General features: G+C 57.5%; 16 protein-coding genes. 8 read left to right on the forward strand and 8 right to left on the reverse strand.

Annotation, left to right across the window (positions count from 1 at the left end; all coding sequences use genetic code 11):
• Positions 1 to 64 precede the first annotated feature (64 nt).
• From AC07VR_RS24005 to AC07VR_RS24025, 5 genes are all read right to left on the reverse strand, one after another.
• Positions 65 to 436, reverse strand: a complete 372-nt coding sequence (locus AC07VR_RS24005; RefSeq protein ID WP_494993781.1) for a glutathione S-transferase N-terminal domain-containing protein — start codon at positions 434 to 436, stop codon at positions 65 to 67.
• A 102-nt stretch (positions 437 to 538) separates the two neighbouring features.
• Complete coding sequence (gene folE, locus AC07VR_RS24010) at positions 539 to 1,084, reverse strand: GTP cyclohydrolase I FolE (protein WP_494993782.1); 546 nt, start codon at positions 1,082 to 1,084, stop codon at positions 539 to 541.
• Positions 1,085 to 1,161: 77 nt separating this feature from the next.
• Complete coding sequence (locus tag AC07VR_RS24015) at positions 1,162 to 1,719, reverse strand: Smr/MutS family protein (protein ID WP_494993783.1); 558 nt, start codon at positions 1,717 to 1,719, stop codon at positions 1,162 to 1,164.
• Positions 1,720 to 1,795: 76 nt separating this feature from the next.
• Complete coding sequence (locus AC07VR_RS24020) at positions 1,796 to 2,116, reverse strand: hypothetical protein (RefSeq protein WP_495012780.1); 321 nt, start codon at positions 2,114 to 2,116, stop codon at positions 1,796 to 1,798.
• Positions 2,117 to 2,248: 132 nt separating this feature from the next.
• Positions 2,249 to 2,839: a cysteine hydrolase family protein gene (locus AC07VR_RS24025; RefSeq protein ID WP_494993785.1), complete on the reverse strand. Its 591-nt coding sequence runs from the start codon at positions 2,837 to 2,839 to the stop codon at positions 2,249 to 2,251.
• Positions 2,840 to 3,077: 238 nt separating this feature from the next.
• Here AC07VR_RS24025 and prmB point away from each other — a divergent pair, with 238 nt between their 5' ends.
• Positions 3,078 to 3,986 (forward strand): 50S ribosomal protein L3 N(5)-glutamine methyltransferase, encoded by a 909-nt coding sequence (gene prmB, locus AC07VR_RS24030; protein ID WP_495012781.1) that lies wholly within the window; start codon positions 3,078 to 3,080, stop codon positions 3,984 to 3,986.
• Between the two features lie 163 nt (positions 3,987 to 4,149).
• Here the strand turns inward: prmB and AC07VR_RS24035 are convergent, their stop codons facing one another.
• Entirely contained in the window at positions 4,150 to 5,544 is a 1,395-nt protein-coding gene (locus tag AC07VR_RS24035) for a class II fumarate hydratase (RefSeq protein ID WP_494993787.1), read from the reverse strand.
• 192 nt (positions 5,545 to 5,736) lie between these two features.
• Between AC07VR_RS24035 and AC07VR_RS24040 the strand changes: the two genes are divergently transcribed.
• The 7 genes from AC07VR_RS24040 to AC07VR_RS24070 all read left to right on the forward strand — a co-directional run bounded on the left by AC07VR_RS24040 (position 5,737) and on the right by AC07VR_RS24070 (position 13,674).
• A complete protein-coding gene (locus tag AC07VR_RS24040) occupies positions 5,737 to 6,261 on the forward strand; it encodes a DUF2059 domain-containing protein (protein WP_494993788.1) in 525 nt (174 codons plus the stop codon).
• 12 nt (positions 6,262 to 6,273) lie between these two features.
• Positions 6,274 to 6,573, forward strand: a complete 300-nt coding sequence (locus AC07VR_RS24045; RefSeq protein WP_494993789.1) for a BolA family protein — start codon at positions 6,274 to 6,276, stop codon at positions 6,571 to 6,573.
• Positions 6,574 to 6,784: 211 nt separating this feature from the next.
• On the forward strand, positions 6,785 to 7,723 hold the full coding sequence (trhO, locus tag AC07VR_RS24050) for an oxygen-dependent tRNA uridine(34) hydroxylase TrhO (RefSeq protein ID WP_495012782.1): 939 nt from the start codon (positions 6,785 to 6,787) through the stop codon (positions 7,721 to 7,723).
• Positions 7,724 to 7,759: 36 nt separating this feature from the next.
• The gene (locus tag AC07VR_RS24055; protein ID WP_494993861.1) at positions 7,760 to 8,362 is read left to right on the forward strand and encodes a DsbA family protein; all 603 of its coding nucleotides are present in this window, start codon (positions 7,760 to 7,762) and stop codon (positions 8,360 to 8,362) included.
• A complete protein-coding gene (locus AC07VR_RS24060) occupies positions 8,355 to 10,181 on the forward strand; it encodes an ABC transporter ATP-binding protein (RefSeq protein WP_494993791.1) in 1,827 nt (608 codons plus the stop codon). The genes AC07VR_RS24055 and AC07VR_RS24060 overlap by 8 nt, the downstream gene beginning before the upstream one ends.
• Before the next feature lie 202 nt (positions 10,182 to 10,383).
• Positions 10,384 to 12,843: an EAL domain-containing protein gene (locus AC07VR_RS24065; protein ID WP_495012783.1), complete on the forward strand. Its 2,460-nt coding sequence runs from the start codon at positions 10,384 to 10,386 to the stop codon at positions 12,841 to 12,843.
• Positions 12,844 to 12,921: 78 nt separating this feature from the next.
• Entirely contained in the window at positions 12,922 to 13,674 is a 753-nt protein-coding gene (locus tag AC07VR_RS24070; RefSeq protein WP_494993862.1) for an iron-containing redox enzyme family protein, read from the forward strand.
• Positions 13,675 to 13,689: 15 nt separating this feature from the next.
• On the opposite strand, the gene AC07VR_RS24075 is transcribed toward AC07VR_RS24070, so the two are convergent.
• On the reverse strand, positions 13,690 to 14,616 hold the full coding sequence (locus tag AC07VR_RS24075) for a GGDEF domain-containing protein (protein ID WP_494993793.1): 927 nt from the start codon (positions 14,614 to 14,616) through the stop codon (positions 13,690 to 13,692).
• A 365-nt stretch (positions 14,617 to 14,981) separates the two neighbouring features.
• Positions 14,982 to 15,722 (reverse strand): YciK family oxidoreductase, encoded by a 741-nt coding sequence (locus tag AC07VR_RS24080; RefSeq protein WP_494993794.1) that lies wholly within the window; start codon positions 15,720 to 15,722, stop codon positions 14,982 to 14,984.
• Positions 15,723 to 15,856: the final 134 nt, after the last annotated feature.

Here is a 15,856-nt window from a genome sequence, read left to right on the forward strand (position 1 = left end):
CGGCTCCTGCAGGTTCCGCGTTGTCCTTGCTCGCGATGGCGTCAGTAAGCGCTACACAAGTTGCTCAGGCTGCCGCAAACCGCTTATCCAGATAATCAATGATCACCTTGGACTCATACATCCAGGTGGTCTGGCCGTTCTCTTCGATACGCAGGCACGGCACTTTGATCTTGCCGCCTTGCTCCAGCAGGGTCTGGCGATCCTGTTGGTTGTTTTTCGCATCGCGCAGGGCCACCGGTACATTCAGACGGCGCAGGGTGCGGCGAGTCTTCACGCAGAACGGGCAGGCGTGGAATTGATACAGGGTCAAGTCCCTGGCGGCTTGCTCGACCTTAGCCTGAGCGGCGCCGGTGCGCTGTTGCTTGCGCGGACGGGTGATGAAGTCGATGAAGATGATGAGTTGGCCCAGGCCGACTCGAAGCGCTTTGACGAACACGGTTAAAGCCTCTTGCCCATAAGTGAAGGGGCGGCAGCTTACCTGATTTTTTACCGACGAAAAAAAACCGGCGATGAACGCCGGTCCTTTTGTTCGCCGGGTTTACTTGATCAGGCTGAGAAACTCGCTGCGGGTCGCCGCATTTTCGCGGAACTCACCGAGCATCACCGAGGTGATCATCGACGAATTCTGTTTCTCCACACCGCGCATCATCATGCACATGTGTTTGGCTTCGATAACTACCGCAACGCCCAGAGCGCCGGTCACTTCCTGGACCGCTTCGGCGATTTGCCGGCTGAGGTTTTCCTGGATCTGCAGGCGGCGGGCGTACATGTCGACGATCCGCGCGACTTTCGACAGGCCAAGCACCTTGCCGCTAGGGATATACGCGACATGCGCTTTTCCGATGAAAGGCAGCAGGTGGTGTTCGCACAGCGAGTAGAGCTCGATGTCCTTGACCAGCACCATTTCGCTGTTATCGGAACTGAACAAGGCACCGTTGGTGACCTGTTCCAGCGTTTGCTCATAACCGCGGCAAAGGTACTGCATGGCTTTGGCGGCACGTTTTGGCGTGTCGAGCAAACCTTCGCGGGAGACGTCCTCGCCAAGCTGGCCGAGAATCGCCGTGTAATTCTGTTCCAGGGACATGAAACTACCTGTGGGATTTTACGCAAAGGGCAAGGGTACGGTGACGGACACGGCGCTGCAAGCGTGACAACACCGCTTTACTCGTCACGACCTTCCATCATGGTGCGTTTGAGCATCACATAAACTGCACCGGCACCGCCATGTTTAGCCTGGCACGAAGTGAAGCCGAGCACCTGAGGGTGCTGGCGCAACCAGGTGTTGACGTGACTCTTGATCATCGGCCGCTTGCCGTCCAGTCGCACAGCCTTGCCGTGGGTGACACGTACGCAACGGATTTCGAATCTGGTCGCTTCAGCGAGAAACGCCCAAAGAGTCTCGCGGGCTTTTTCCACGCTCATGCCGTGCAGGTCGAGGCTACCTTCAAAAGGAATCTGGCCCACCTTCAGCTTGCGCATCTGGCTTTCCTGAACGCCGTCACGGGCCCACATCAGCTCGTCTTCCGGGCCGACATCGATGACAAACTGATCGGACAGGCCATCGACGGTGGTCACATCGGCGCGCACGGTAGCCGCCTGGCGCAGTTTGGCGATTTGCGCACGGTCGGCCTTGGGTTTGCCCGTCTCGGCACGATCATGTTTGATCGGCTTGACGCCGCGGATCTCGCTTTTGAACAGGGAAAAATCGTCGTCTTGCATGTCAGCCTCCGCGAAGGGCGGCTAGTTTACCCAAGTCCAGGCGGATCGGGCATGACAAAAAGCTGCCGCGCTGCACTCAGTCATTTTTTTTCATCAGGTGTGGCGCGATGTTCAGCCCGTTGGACTGGCGCCGGCGGCGACGGAAGCGACGCCATAACTTGATACCGATGTACAGCAGCAATAGACCCATCACCAAAATGACTGCCGAACCGGTTCGGCTGGCATTCAGTTCGCCGAGCGCGGGTGCGTGGCCCAAAAGGCTGGCGGCACCGGCCATCGCCAATAACAGGCCAAACATCGCCAGCACTGCCGAAAAGGCTACGCCCAGGCGAAAACGCCAGTTACTTGGGCCTTTGGGGCGCAAGCGACGTGCGTCAAATCCATCGGATATCTTCATTCCGACCTTCCTCAATGGGTATCGGCCCTTCGACCGGGAGATGACCGGGTGGTTCCTGAGGCTAAGACAATTGCAGAGACCGGGAGGTTTTTGCGGATGAGCGGCTGGATGGGCCGCTCATTGAGCGGTCGATCAGATCAGATCTTTGGTCAGCGCAAGGGTGGCAAAGTTGTCCGCCATGATGGCCATCTCGGTCTGCTGCACATGTTCTGCGCTGAGGATTCCGCCCTTGTACGGTAGATCGCGGGTCGCACACGCATCCTCCACCAGCGTGCAGCGAAAGCCGAGGTTCTTGGCCGCGCGCACCGTGGTGCTGACACTGGAATGGCTCATGAAACCGCAGACGATCAGGTCCAGCGAGCCGAAGTCCTGCAGACGCTTTTCCAGTTCAGTGCCATGGAAGGCGCTCGGCAGCAACTTGCCGATGATGGTCTCGTCACCTTGTGGTTCCAGCCCCGGGATGAACTCGCCGCGCTCGCCTTGAGGGTCGAACAGACCACCCACGGTGCCGAGGTGGCGTACATGTATGATCGGCCGACCGGCAGTGCGAGCTGCGGCAACCAGTTTCTTGATGTTTGCGACGGCAGCATCCATGCCGGTCAGGGCCAGGGGACCGTTGAGGTACTCTTTCTGGGCGTCGATGATGACCAGACTGGCATGGCCCAAATTGGCCGGTGCATAACCACGGCCGCTGAGTTGAAACATCGTCTTTGGAACGGACATTCTGGGGCTCCTTTGAGTGGGGCTTTTGCGACATTGTCCTCTGGCAGAGCGCTTCTGTGAATGGCTACCAACGTAAGCTGCGTGGTTGCTGGCCTACAGCCTTGTCAAGAGGGTTGCTGCGTTCGACCAAAAGACTCAAAAACGGATAACTCCTACATCAGACCAGCGTTTTTCATGCGTCGTCGGGGACGGTTTTGGCTGTTAGAATCATCCGTCGTTTTTTCAGGAGTTTGCCCCCGTGATCACTTCTCGCCTGCGCACTTTGCGCGACCACATCCGTTGGGCCGTCAGCCGTTTTCATGGGGAGGATTTGTTTTTCGGCCATGGGACAGACAACGCCTGGGACGAAGCCCGTCAATTGGTGCTTGGCGCGTTGCACCTGCCTTGGGAAATTGCCGACAGCTATCTGGACTGCCGCCTGGAAGATGACGAGCTGGTCAACCTGCAACGGCTGCTCAAGCGTCGTATCGAGGAACGAATCCCGACGGCTTATTTGCTGGGCGAGGCGTGGTTTTGCGGTATGTGTTTCATCGTTGACGAGCGAGTGCTGATCCCGCGTTCACCGATCGGCGAGCTGATCGAAAAACGTTTCGAACCGTGGTTGGGCGCCGAGCCTGCACGCATTCTTGACCTGTGCACAGGTTCCGGCTGCATCGGCATTGCCTGCGCTTATGAATTCCAGAACGCTGAAGTGGTGCTGGCCGACCTGTCGTTCGAAGCCCTGGAAGTTGCCAATCAGAACATCGAGCGTCACGGTGTCGACGAGCGCGTATTCACAGTTCAAGGTGATGGTTTCGATGGGCTGCCGGGCCAGCGCTTCGACTTGATCGTTTCCAATCCGCCGTACGTCGATGCTGAAGATTTCGCCGACATGCCGGATGAATACCAGCATGAGCCAGAACTGGGGCTGGCTTGTGGTGAGGACGGCTTGAATCTGGTGCGACGCATGCTCAGCGAAGCGGCGGATCACCTGACCGAAAAAGGTTTACTGATCGTCGAAGTCGGCAACAGCCAGGTGCACGTCGAAGCGCTGTACCCGGAAGTGGATTTCGCCTGGCTGGAATTTGAACGCGGCGGCCACGGCGTGTTCATGCTCACTGCCGAGCAGTGCCGTCAGCATCAGGCATTGTTTGCTTCAAGGGTTTGATGGCGGGAAAACGCAATCGCGCAGGCTGCGATCTTTGATCGTTCCCATGCTCCCGCGTGGGAATGCAGCCCGTGACGCTCTGCGTCACAAAGCGGACGCGGAGCGTCCGGTAAGGCGTTCCCACGCAGAGCGTGGGAACGATCATCGCAGGCTGCGCCAGCTTCTACCCCTGTTTGCCAGCCTCCAGCATATTCTCCGGTCTGACCCAGGCATCGAACTCTGCATCTGTCAGATAACCCAATTGCAGCGCAGCCTCGCGCAGGGTCAGGCCTTCGCCATAGGCTTTCTTGGCGATTTCTGCTGACTTGTCATAGCCGATATGCGGGTTCAGCGCCGTCACCAGCATCAAGCCGCGCTCCAGGTGCGCCGCCATTTGCACAGGGTCAGGTTCCAGTCCGGCAATGCAATGCTGCTGGAAGTTGCTGCACCCATCGCCCAGCAGACGGATCGATTGCAGCAGGTTATGGATGATCACCGGTTTGAACACGTTCAGTTGCAGGTGGCCCTGGCTGGCGGCGAAGCCGATGGCCACATCGTTGCCCAGTACCTGGCAGGCGAGCATCGACAGCGCTTCGCATTGGGTCGGATTGACCTTGCCGGGCATGATCGAACTGCCGGGTTCATTGGCTGGCAGTTTTACTTCTGCAAAACCGGCTCTAGGGCCAGAGCCCAGCAAGCGCAGATCATTGGCGATTTTCATCAGGGTCACGGCGAGGGTTTTCAGCGCGCCGGATAACGTGGTCAGCGGCTCATGGCCGGCCAGTGCGGCAAACTTGTTCGGTGCAGTGACGAACGGCAGACCGGAGAGGGCGGCCAGTTCGGCAGCGATCGCTTCGCCAAAACCGTGAGGCGAGTTGAGCCCCGTGCCAACGGCGGTGCCGCCCTGAGCCAGTTCGCACACCGCAGGCAACGCGCTTCGAATCGCCTGTTCGGCATAGTCGAGCTGCGCTATAAACGCTGAGAGTTCCTGGCCAAAGGTGATCGGCGTCGCGTCCATCATGTGCGTACGGCCGGTCTTGACCAGCTTCATGTGCCCTGCCGACAGCTGTGCCAAACCACCGGACAGTTCGTTGATTGCCGGCAGCAGATGTTGCTGCACCGCTTGGGCGGCAGCGATGTGCATGGCGGTGGGGAAGCAGTCGTTGGAGCTCTGCGAGCGGTTGACGTGATCGTTGGGATGCACCGGGCTTTTGCCGCCGCGCGGATTGCCGGCCAGTTCATTGGCGCGCCCGGCGATTACCTCGTTGACGTTCATATTGCTTTGGGTGCCGCTGCCGGTCTGCCAGACCACCAGCGGGAACTGGGCATCATGCTCGCTATTGAGCACCTCGTCGGCGGCCTGTTCGATCAGGCGGGCGATGTCGGCGGGCAGGTCGCCATTGCGGTTGTTGACCCGTGCAGCGGCCTTCTTGATCAGTGCCAGTGCGTGCAGCACCGTAATCGGCATGCGTTCGTTGCCGATGGCGAAGTTGATCAGCGAGCGTTGCGTTTGAGCGCCCCAGTAGGCGTCATCAGGGACTTCAATCTGGCCAAGGCTGTCGGTTTCGATACGGCTCATCGGTCGCACTCCTGTTGGTCTGATTCGCCAGTTTAGGCCGTGATCTGCCATTAGGGTTCCATTAGTCGATTTTTCTACCGTTCAACCCTTGCAAATCAGGTGTGGCAAGGCTTGGGGTTGAGCGACAGAGTTTTTTAGGCGCAGAATGGTCGCCCTTGGGGTTTTACCTCGCCAGCTAGAAAAGGAAACTTGATGACTCGTTTTCGTGCCATCTGTACCGCGGTTGTTCTGGTTTGCGCCAGCGGCCAGGTTCTTGCCGATACCGCCAGCCACAACGCCAGTGCCGAAGCCTTCCTGACTCTGGCACACGCCGACAAGCTCGGTACCCCGGTGTACATGCAAGTGCAGCAAATGTTCGCCCAGCGCTTTGAACAAACCAAGGCCCCGGAGTCCAAAAGAGCCCTGCTGGAAACCTACCAGGCCAAGGCCAACGCCGCTCTGGACCAGGCCATTGGCTGGAATAAACTCAAGCCGGACATGGTCAAGCTCTACACCACCAACTTCAGCGAGTCCGAACTCAAGGACCTGGTAGCGTTCTACCAGTCGCCGCTGGGCAAGAAAGTCCTGGAAAAAATGCCGCAGCTGACTCAGCAATCGGCCCAGATGACTCAGGCCAAACTGGAAAGTGCGGTACCTGTGGTCAACAAGCTGCTCGCTGACATGACCGCCGAACTTGAGCCAAAAGCCGCAGAAGCGCCGGCCAAGAAAAAGCCTTGAGCGGAGTCGGGAATGACCATGCAACAACGTATTGAATCGGCGCTGAGCGCATTGCAGCCCGAGCATCTGCAGGTACTGGATGAAAGCCATATGCACAGTCGTGGGTTGCAAACCCACTTCAAGGCAGTGCTGGTCAGTGAACAGTTTGCCGGGCTTAACAGCGTCAAGCGCCACCAGAAGGTTTACGCCACTCTCGGCGAGCTGATGGGGGAGTTCCATGCGTTGGCGCTGCATACCTACACGCCTGAAGAATGGGCGAAGATCGGCGCGGCTCCGGCATCGCCGACTTGCGCCGGCGGCAGCAAGCATTAAAAGCTCGTAGCCTGCAGCAGCTCCTGCGGGGGCGCGCAGGGCGGGCTTTTGCAGGAACTGCTGAAGGTTCGGGCCGCGTTCGGACGATCTTGACGATCTAGAGCCAATCGCAGCTGTTTTTGCTAGAATCCGCAACGCGCCGCTAATCAGTCGGCGCGTTTTTTTTGCGTCCGGTTCACCCTTTACGAGGGTAGCCACCTGGAGATTACCCATGACACAAAACATTGTCGTGGCGGCACTGTATAAGTTCGTCACCCTTGAGGATTACGTTGCCCTGCGCGAGCCATTGCTGCGGGCGATGGTCGATAACGGCATCAAAGGCACGTTGTTGATCGCTGAAGAAGGCATCAACGGCACCGTTTCCGGTAGCCGTGAAGGCATCGACGGGCTCATGGCCTGGTTGAAGAGCGATCCACGCATGGACGACATCGATCACAAAGAGTCGTACTGCGAAGATCAGCCGTTCTATCGGACCAAGGTCAAGCTCAAGAAAGAGATCGTCACCCTCGGCGTTGACGGTGTCGACCCGAACAAACAGGTCGGCACTTATGTCGATCCGCAGAACTGGAACGCACTGATCAGTGACCCGGAAGTGCTGCTGATTGATACCCGCAACGACTATGAAGTCTCGATCGGCACCTTCGAAGGCGCGATCGACCCGAAAACCACCAGTTTTCGCGAGTTCCCTGACTACATCAAAGCCAACTTCGATCCGGCCAAACACAAGAAAGTCGCCATGTTCTGCACTGGCGGCATTCGTTGCGAGAAGGCTTCGAGCTACATGCTCAGCCAGGGCTTCGACGAGGTGTATCACCTCAAAGGCGGCATTCTGAAGTACCTCGAAGAGGTACCGCAGGAAGAAAGTCAGTGGCGCGGCGACTGCTTTGTCTTCGATAACCGGGTTACCGTGCGTCACGATTTGAGTGAAGGCGACTACGATCAGTGTCATGCCTGCCGTACACCCATCAGTGTCGAAGACCGCGCCAGCGAGCACTATGTGGCCGGCATCAGTTGCCCGCATTGCTGGGATAAGCTGAGCGAGAAAACCCGACGCAGTGCCATCGACCGGCAGAAGCAGATCGAACTGGCGAAAGCCCGCAACCAGCCGCACCCGATTGGTTTCAACTACCGTCAGCCATCCGAGGCCTGAGCCATGTCCGCACGCCTGCTCTATGTAATGGACCCGATGTGTTCCTGGTGCTGGGGCTTTGCTCCGGTGGCCGAGGCCCTGGTAGAGCAGGCTCAAGCCGCGGGCGTTGAATTGCACCTGGTGGTCGGCGGCTTAAGGACCGGCAGTGGTGCAGCACTGGAACCGACCACGCGGCGTTACATCCTTGAGCATTGGCAGGCGGTCACCGAGGCCACTGGCCAACCGTTCAAGTTCGAGGGCGCTTTGCCCGACGGTTTTGTCTATGACACCGAGCCGGCCTGCCGGGCGGTGGTCACCGCGCGCAGTCTGGCACCGGATTGCGCCTGGAAACTGCTCAAGCTGATTCAGCACGCCTTTTATGCTGAAGGTCGCGACGTCACCCTCGCCAGTGTGCTGGTGGATCTGGCTGAAAAAGCTGGTGTGCCGCGTATCGAGTTTGCAGCAGCTTTCGATCGCGCCGAGCAGCACGCGGCGACGGCGGCGGATTTCACCTGGGTGCAGGACCTGGGTATCGCTGGTTTCCCGACCTTACTCGCTGAGCGCGATGGTCAACTGGCGCTGTTGACCAATGGCTATCAGCCGCTGAACGAACTCTCCCCATTGCTCGGTCGTTGGCTGGAGCGTGCCGCCTGTGCATGATCAACCCGATAGTGTGGAGCAACCCAAGCGAATCGATCGACTGAGTTGGGCGGAAATCCGCCGTTTGGCGCTACATCACAAGAAATCCCTGTGGATTGCCAACGGCGTAGCGGTGTTGGCGACGCTGTGCAGCGTGCCGATCCCCTTGCTGTTGCCATTGTTGGTGGATGAAGTGCTGCTGGGGCGTGGCGATGCCGCGCTCAAGGTCATGAATCACGCTCTACCGACAGACTGGCAAAGAGCCGCAGGTTACATCGGCCTGATGTTGCTGATCACCCTGACACTGCGTTGCGGCGCGTTGCTGTTCAACGTGCTGCAGGCGCGATTGTTCGCAAGCCTGGCCAAAGATATCGTCTACCGCATTCGTGTCAGGCTGATCGAGCGACTCAAGCGCATCTCCCTCGGCGAGTACGAAAGTCTGGGCAGCGGTACGGTGACCACCCATTTGGTCACCGATCTGGATACCGTTGATAAATTTGTGGGTGAAACCCTCAGTCGCTTTCTGGTGGCCATGCTGACACTGGTCGGGACCGCAGGCATTCTGGTCTGGATGCACTGGCAGCTGGCGTTGTTGATTCTGCTGTTCAATCCGCTGGTGATTTACGCCACGGTGCAACTGGGCAAACGGGTCAAACACCTGAAAAAACTGGAGAACGACAGCACTTCGCGATTTACCCAGGCGCTCACCGAAACCCTTGATGCGATCCAGGAAGTCCGCGCTGGCAATCGCCAGGGCTTTTTCCTCGGGCGTCTGGGCCTGCGGGCGCAGGAAGTTCGCGACTATGCCGTGAACTCACAATGGAAGACCGACGCCTCCAGCCGGGCCAGCGGTTTACTGTTCCAGTTTGGCATCGACATCTTTCGTGCGGCGGCCATGCTCACCGTGCTGTTCTCTGACCTGTCCATTGGCCAGATGCTGGCGGTGTTCAGTTATCTCTGGTTCATGATCGGTCCGGTCGAGCAATTGCTCAATTTGCAGTACGCCTACTACTCGGCGGGTGGGGCGTTGACGCGGATCAATGAGTTGCTGTCGCGTGCCGATGAGCCGCAGTATCCCGGTGGTAATAACCCTTTTCAGGGGCGCGAGACGGTGGGGATCGAGGTCCGCGGTTTGAGCTTCGGTTACGGCGACGAATTGGTGCTGGATCAGATGAACCTGTCCATTGCTCCCGGCGAAAAAGTCGCGATCGTTGGTGCCAGCGGTGGTGGCAAAAGTACCCTGGTGCAATTGCTTCTAGGGCTCTATACGCCGCTGTCGGGCAGCATCCGCTTCGGCGGTTCGACCCAACAGGAAATCGGTCTGGAAACCGTGCGCGAGCATGTCGCAGTCGTGCTGCAGCACCCGGCGCTGTTCAACGATACGGTACGGGCCAACCTGACCATGGGGCGTTTACGCAGTGATGAGGCCTGCTGGCAGGCGCTGGAAATTGCCCAACTGGATACCACCGTCAAAGCCTTGCCGCAGGGGCTGGATAGTATCGTCGGGCGCTCCGGGGTGCGCTTGTCTGGCGGTCAGCGACAGCGTCTGGCTATTGCGCGGATGGTCCTGGCTGAACCCAAGGTGGTGATACTCGATGAGGCCACCTCTGCGCTGGACGCTGCTACCGAGTACAACCTGCACCAGGCGCTGGCGCGCTATTTAAACGGCAGGACAACATTAATCATTGCTCACCGTCTGTCTGCGGTAAAACAGGCTGATCGAGTACTTGTGTTTGATGGCGGGCATATTGCCGAAGATGGCGACCATCAGCAGCTGATTGCCGACGGCGGCCTGTACGCCAAGCTTTATGGCCATCTGCAGCAAGTTCAACAACCTTGAGTTTTGACCGCTTTTCTGTGCTTAGTGCTTGAATTCCTTAGGAAAAATGTTGCTCTTGCGGCGTTCAACTTTTGCCTTGCAACTAAATAGATTTCGAACGACGCATCGATCAGTTCGAATTATTGGAAATTAGCCTAGTCTGTGCTGTTAGGAGCAGAGCTCACTCGGGTGTTCATCTGGCAGTGCTTATGCAAGGGACCTCATGAAGCAAACGCGGACTCTCGGAACACCACGATTATTGGGTATCGTCTGGCCATTTATTGCCGTTGTGTTATTTCAGGCATTGCTGGGCGGCGTCAGCCTGTACGTTCTGTCAGCGGTGCGCGGCTATGTTGCGGGTGAAAGTCTGTGGTCCAAGGGCCAGAAAGACGCTATCTATTACCTCAATCTGTATGCCGACAGCCGCGACGAAGCGATTTTTCTCAAGTACCAGCACGCCATCGCCGTGCCGCAGGGTGGGCATGAGCTGCGTATCGCCCTGGATCGTCAGCCCCCGGACCTTGACGCTGCACGTCTGGGGATCCTCAATGGTGGTAACCATCCGGATGACATATCAAGCCTGATCTGGTTGTACCTGAACTTTCGCCACTTCAGCTACCTGGAAGAAGCCATCAGTCGATGGACTGTTGGCGATAGCTACCTGCTACAACTGGATACTGTCGCCAGGGAGATGCACCGGGGCATCATCAGTGATCAAGCCAAACCTGCCGATTTTCAGCGCTGGAAGGCCTTGATACTTGCCATTAACGACAGTGTGACGCCCGCTGCCAAGGCCTTTAGCGATGCATTGGGCGAAGGGTCTCGGGTCATTCTGAGATTGTTGCTGTACACCAATCTGGCCACAGCGCTGGGGTTGATCGCCCTGGCACTATTGCGTACCCACAAGCTTCTGAAGCAGCGCCACGCATTTGCCGATGCCTTGCAGCTGGAAAAAGAACGGGCGCAAATCACGCTGCAATCCATTGGTGATGGCGTTATCACTACGGATGTCGGGGGAGCGATCGCTTACATGAACCCGGCGGCTGAAGAGCTGACTCACTGGAAAGCCGAGCAGGCCAACGGTCTGCCGTTGGCTGCGTTATTCAATCTTTTGGATGAAAACGCCCAGACTGATGGTTTTACCCTGATCGAGCACATTTTGAGTGGTCAACTCAGTGGTGGCAGTGAGCACTCCAAACTCATTCAGCGCCTGGACGGCAGTACCGTGTCGGTCACCCTGGTCGGCGCGCCGATCCAGAACGCCGGTAAAGTCAGCGGCACGGTACTGGTGCTGCACGACATGACACAAGAGCGTCAATACATCGCCAATCTGTCATGGCAGGCGACTCACGATGCTCTGACGGGCCTGGCCAATCGTCGCGAATTCGAATATCGGCTCGAACAAGCCCTGCACAATCTGGCACGCCAGCCGGGCCGCCATGCCTTGATGTTTCTCGACCTGGATCAGTTCAAGTTGGTCAATGACACGTGCGGGCATGCAGCGGGCGATGAACTGCTTCGGCATATCTGTGCCTTGTTGCAATCGGGCTTGCGCGAAGGCGATACCCTGGCGCGCCTGGGTGGAGATGAATTCGGCATTTTGCTTGAAAACTGCCCGCCGGACGCCGGAGAGAAGATCGCCGAGGGGTTGCGCCAGACCGTGCAGAACCTCCATTTCGTATGGAAGGGCCGGCCTTTTCTGACCACGGTCAGCATCGGCCTGGTTCACGTCGCGCAAACGCCCACAACCCTTGAGGCGTCATTGCGTGCTGCCGATATGGCCTGCTACATGGCCAAAGAGAAAGGGCGTAATCGGGTGCAGGTCTACCATGCCGACGATTCGGAGTTGTCCTTGCGCTTTGGCGAGATGGCGTGGGTGCAACGACTGCACATGGCGCTGGAGGAAAACCGCTTTTGTTTATATGCCCAGGAAATCGCTGCGTTGGGTCAGACGGAGCGCGGGGGCGGGCATATCGAAATATTGCTGCGGTTGCATGACGAAGCAGGGCGAATGATTCTGCCCAACAGCTTTATTCCCGCCGCCGAACGTTACGGGTTGATGACATCGCTGGATCGTTGGGTGGTACAGAATGTATTCAAGATCATCGCCCAATGTATTGCTGAAGAGCGCGAAGGGCCGATGGCCATGTGTGCGATAAACCTCTCGGGCATTACTATCGGAGATGACGACTTCCTGGACTTCCTGCGTGAGCAGTTCATTGCCTACGCTGTCCCTCCTGAAATGATTTGTTTTGAAATCACAGAAACCAGTGCAATTTCCAATCTGGGAAGTGCAATTAGATTTATTAATGAGCTCAAAGGCTTGGGATGCCATTTCTCACTAGATGACTTTTGTGCTGGTATGTCCTCGTTCGCCTATCTTAAACATTTACCTGTAGACTTCTTGAAGATCGATGGAAGTTTCGTAAAGGATATGCTGGACGACCCGATTAACCGCGCTATGGTCGAAGTGATCAATCACATCGGTCATGTCATGGGTAAGCGCACGATTGCAGAGTTTGTTGAAACACCTCAGATTGAGCAGGCCTTGCTGGAAATCGGAGTGGATTACGCTCAAGGGTACATTATCCAACGCCCGCAATTGTTTACCTGTGACAGCCTGCAGTGTCGGCCCGCGCGACCACAGCCTTTGTTATTCAAGGCGCCTGGCACGTTCCGTTGAAATCTCTTGCTGATCCGTACAATCACAATCAAAAGGAGCTCGACAGTGATCGACACGTTCAACAGAACCGGCCCGCTTATGGAAGCCGCAAGTTATCCCGCCTGGGCTCAGAAGCTGATCCAGGATTGCAGCGAGAGCAAACGCCGGGTGGTCGAGCACGAACTGTATCAGCGCATGCGCGACAACAAGCTCAGCGCCAAAACCATGCGTCAGTACCTGATCGGTGGCTGGCCTGTCGTTGAGCAGTTCGCTTTGTATATGGCACAAAATCTGACCAAGACCCGCTTTGCACGTCATCCCGGCGAGGACATGGCGCGACGCTGGCTGATGCGTAACATTCGAGTAGAACTCAATCATGCTGATTATTGGGTGCACTGGAGTCGTGCGCACGGCGTCAGTCTGGAAGATTTACAGGCGCAACAGGTAGCGCCAGAGCTTCATGCCCTGAGTCATTGGTGCTGGCACACCAGTTCGGCCGATTCGCTGATCGTGGCGATTGCCGCGACCAACTATGCCATTGAGGGGGCTACAGGCGAGTGGTCGGCGCTGGTTTGCTCCAATGGCATCTATGCGGCGGCGTTCCCGGAGGAAGACCGCAAGCGAGCGATGAAGTGGTTGAAAATGCATGCCCAGTACGATGATGCTCATCCATGGGAGGCGTTGGAAATCATCTGCACGCTGGCGGGTCTGAACCCAGACAAATCACTGCAAGTCGAGTTACGCCAGGCCATTTGCAAGAGCTACGACTACATGTACCTGTTCCTGGAACGTTGCATGCAGCTGGAAAAGGCTCCGGTGGTTCGTAAGCACATGGCGCTGGCCGAGGATTGACTCCAGCCGACAGGTTTACCCCGCCATCGCCAGCCGGTTGCGGCCTTCACGTTTTGCCACATACAAAGCGCTGTCTGCCCGGCGCAACAGGCTTTCGGCTGACTCACCGGGTAACAAGGTGGCGCAGCCAAGGCTTACTGTGAGTTCGATAAGCGTGTCATCCGCTAAATAATCCTGAGCCTGTACTGCATGACGTAGCCGCTCGCCAACCATGGCGGCGGCCTCTCGGCCAGTGTTGGAGAGCAGGATCAGAAACTCCTCCCCACCATATCGAAACACCATATCGACATTGCGCAACTGGTCCTTGATCGAGGCGGCTACGGCCTTGAGTACCTTGTCGCCTGCGCCGTGACCGTGGCTGTCGTTGATTCTCTTGAAGTGGTCGATATCCAGCATCAACAGCGATAGCGGTTGCAGATGCCGACGGGACATTTCGATTTCCCGTTGAAACGTCTGATCCATGGCGATCCGGTTGCCGGTGTCCGTCAGCGGGTCGCGCAGCGCGCTACGAGTGGCTGCCCGGTATAGCAAGGCATTACGGATCGGGTAGAGCAGGGAAGACAGTAGAGACTCCAGGTTACCCAGATCCTGTTCGCTAAAGCGCTGATTGCGTCGAAACACCAGCTCACCCAAGTGTTCGCCCTCATGGCTGAGGCTGTAGCTCACGCAATGGTGTCCGCGCTGGCCGAACGCCAGGCGCAAATCGCTGGCCTGGTGCTGGTAGCTCAAGGCATCCAGTGGAACGAGTCGCTGAATTTCGCGGAAGAACAATCCCAGAATGTGCTGTGGCTCAAGACTGGTTTGCAGCTGTAGGCCTAGTTGCTGGCGCAATTGCGCAAGGCTGACGGGGCGTTGTAGAAGGGGTGACTGCTGACCAAAGCCCAGGCGTTGCAATTTGGCGCTATCAAAGTCAATTGCGTTGGTCTGGGTAGGTGATTTCATATGGTGTGAGCCCCTAAGCACGTAATGCTGTCTTACAGGCTGGGTGAGAGCGGCTTCGGGCTGCGCGTCATACTGGTCCATCAGTCCCGTAGGACAAGTAACTGCAGTCTAGTCTGCTTTGCCGAACGTTATAAGCCCCGGCTCAGGCGATGCCCGCTTCGCTAACACGCTGCGTGTCTGAACAGTGTTAGAGCGAAAGTCGTGCCATTCGGTTCGGTAAATTAAAAATCGTTATAATTCAATCGGTTGGTCGGTAATGGCGTCAATGCGTATGGACGCCGCGGCATTTGTTTGGCTTCAATAACAGGCCTGATGACCTTGTTGCGTGCGCCGCGACGGTATTCCGTCGCGGTGGTTGAAGGGGATTACTGAGCGTCGAAGGCCTGGCCGTTGATGCCGGTGCTGTCCGGCCCCATCAGGTACAGATAGACCGGCATGATTTCTTCAGGTGTCGGATTGTTGCTCGGGTTTTCGCCTGGATATGCCTGAGCCCGCATGCTGGTGCGGGTAGCGCCGGGGTTGATGCTGTTGGCGCGCACTGGTGCGACGGTGTCCAGTTCGTCGGCCAGGGTTTGCATCAAGCCTTCGGTCGCAAACTTCGAGACCCCGTAGGCGCCCCAGTAGGCGCGGCCTTTGCGTCCGACACTGCTTGAGGTGAACACCACCGATGCGTCCTGGGATAGCTTGAGCAGCGGCAGCATGGTGCTGGTCAGCATGAACATCGCGTTGACGTTGACTTGCATCACGCGCATGAAGTTTTCGCCGGACAGCTGTTCCAGCGGGGTGCGCGGGCCAATGATCGACGCGTTGTGCAGCAGGCCATCGAGGTGTCCGAACTCGGTTTCGACCATGGCCGCCAGCTCATCGTATTGATGCGGCAGTGCGGTTTCCAGGTTGAACGGAATGACTGCGGGTTGTGGATGACCGGCCGCTTCGATTTCGTCATAGACCCGGGTCAGATTGGCTTCGGTCTTGCCCAGCAGCAGCACGGTGGCGCCATGAGCTGCAAAGGTCTTCGCGGCAGCAGCTCCGATGCCACGGCCAGCGCCGGTGACCAGGATGACCCGGTCTTTGAGCAATTCAGGGCGGGCGGAGTAATCAAACATAAGAAACCTCAACAAAATTCACAGAAGCCCCCCCCTGTGGGAGCGAGCTTGCTCGCGATGGACTTGAAGCTGACGCGTTTGGTCAGGAAACACGCGTTATCGTTAACGACCATCGCGAGCAAGCTCGCTCCCAC

The organism is Pseudomonas sp. GW821-FHT02H09, assembly GCF_059421425.1.

Coding starts and splice junctions, on each gene's coding strand:
- folE (WP_494993782.1), bottom strand. CDS start 1,084: ATGTCCCTGGAACAGAATTACACGGCGATTCTCGGCCAGCTTGGCGAG.
- AC07VR_RS24015 (WP_494993783.1), bottom strand. CDS start 1,719: ATGCAAGACGACGATTTTTCCCTGTTCAAAAGCGAGATCCGCGGCGTC.
- AC07VR_RS24020 (WP_495012780.1), bottom strand. CDS start 2,116: ATGAAGATATCCGATGGATTTGACGCACGTCGCTTGCGCCCCAAAGGC.
- AC07VR_RS24025 (WP_494993785.1), bottom strand. CDS start 2,839: ATGTCCGTTCCAAAGACGATGTTTCAACTCAGCGGCCGTGGTTATGCA.
- AC07VR_RS24035 (WP_494993787.1), bottom strand. CDS start 5,544: ATGAGCCGTATCGAAACCGACAGCCTTGGCCAGATTGAAGTCCCTGAT.
- AC07VR_RS24040 (WP_494993788.1), top strand. CDS start 5,737: ATGACTCGTTTTCGTGCCATCTGTACCGCGGTTGTTCTGGTTTGCGCC.
- AC07VR_RS24045 (WP_494993789.1), top strand. CDS start 6,274: ATGACCATGCAACAACGTATTGAATCGGCGCTGAGCGCATTGCAGCCC.
- trhO (WP_495012782.1), top strand. CDS start 6,785: ATGACACAAAACATTGTCGTGGCGGCACTGTATAAGTTCGTCACCCTT.
- AC07VR_RS24055 (WP_494993861.1), top strand. CDS start 7,760: ATGTGTTCCTGGTGCTGGGGCTTTGCTCCGGTGGCCGAGGCCCTGGTA.
- AC07VR_RS24065 (WP_495012783.1), top strand. CDS start 10,384: ATGAAGCAAACGCGGACTCTCGGAACACCACGATTATTGGGTATCGTC.
- AC07VR_RS24070 (WP_494993862.1), top strand. CDS start 12,922: ATGGAAGCCGCAAGTTATCCCGCCTGGGCTCAGAAGCTGATCCAGGAT.
- AC07VR_RS24075 (WP_494993793.1), bottom strand. CDS start 14,616: ATGAAATCACCTACCCAGACCAACGCAATTGACTTTGATAGCGCCAAA.
- AC07VR_RS24080 (WP_494993794.1), bottom strand. CDS start 15,722: ATGTTTGATTACTCCGCCCGCCCTGAATTGCTCAAAGACCGGGTCATC.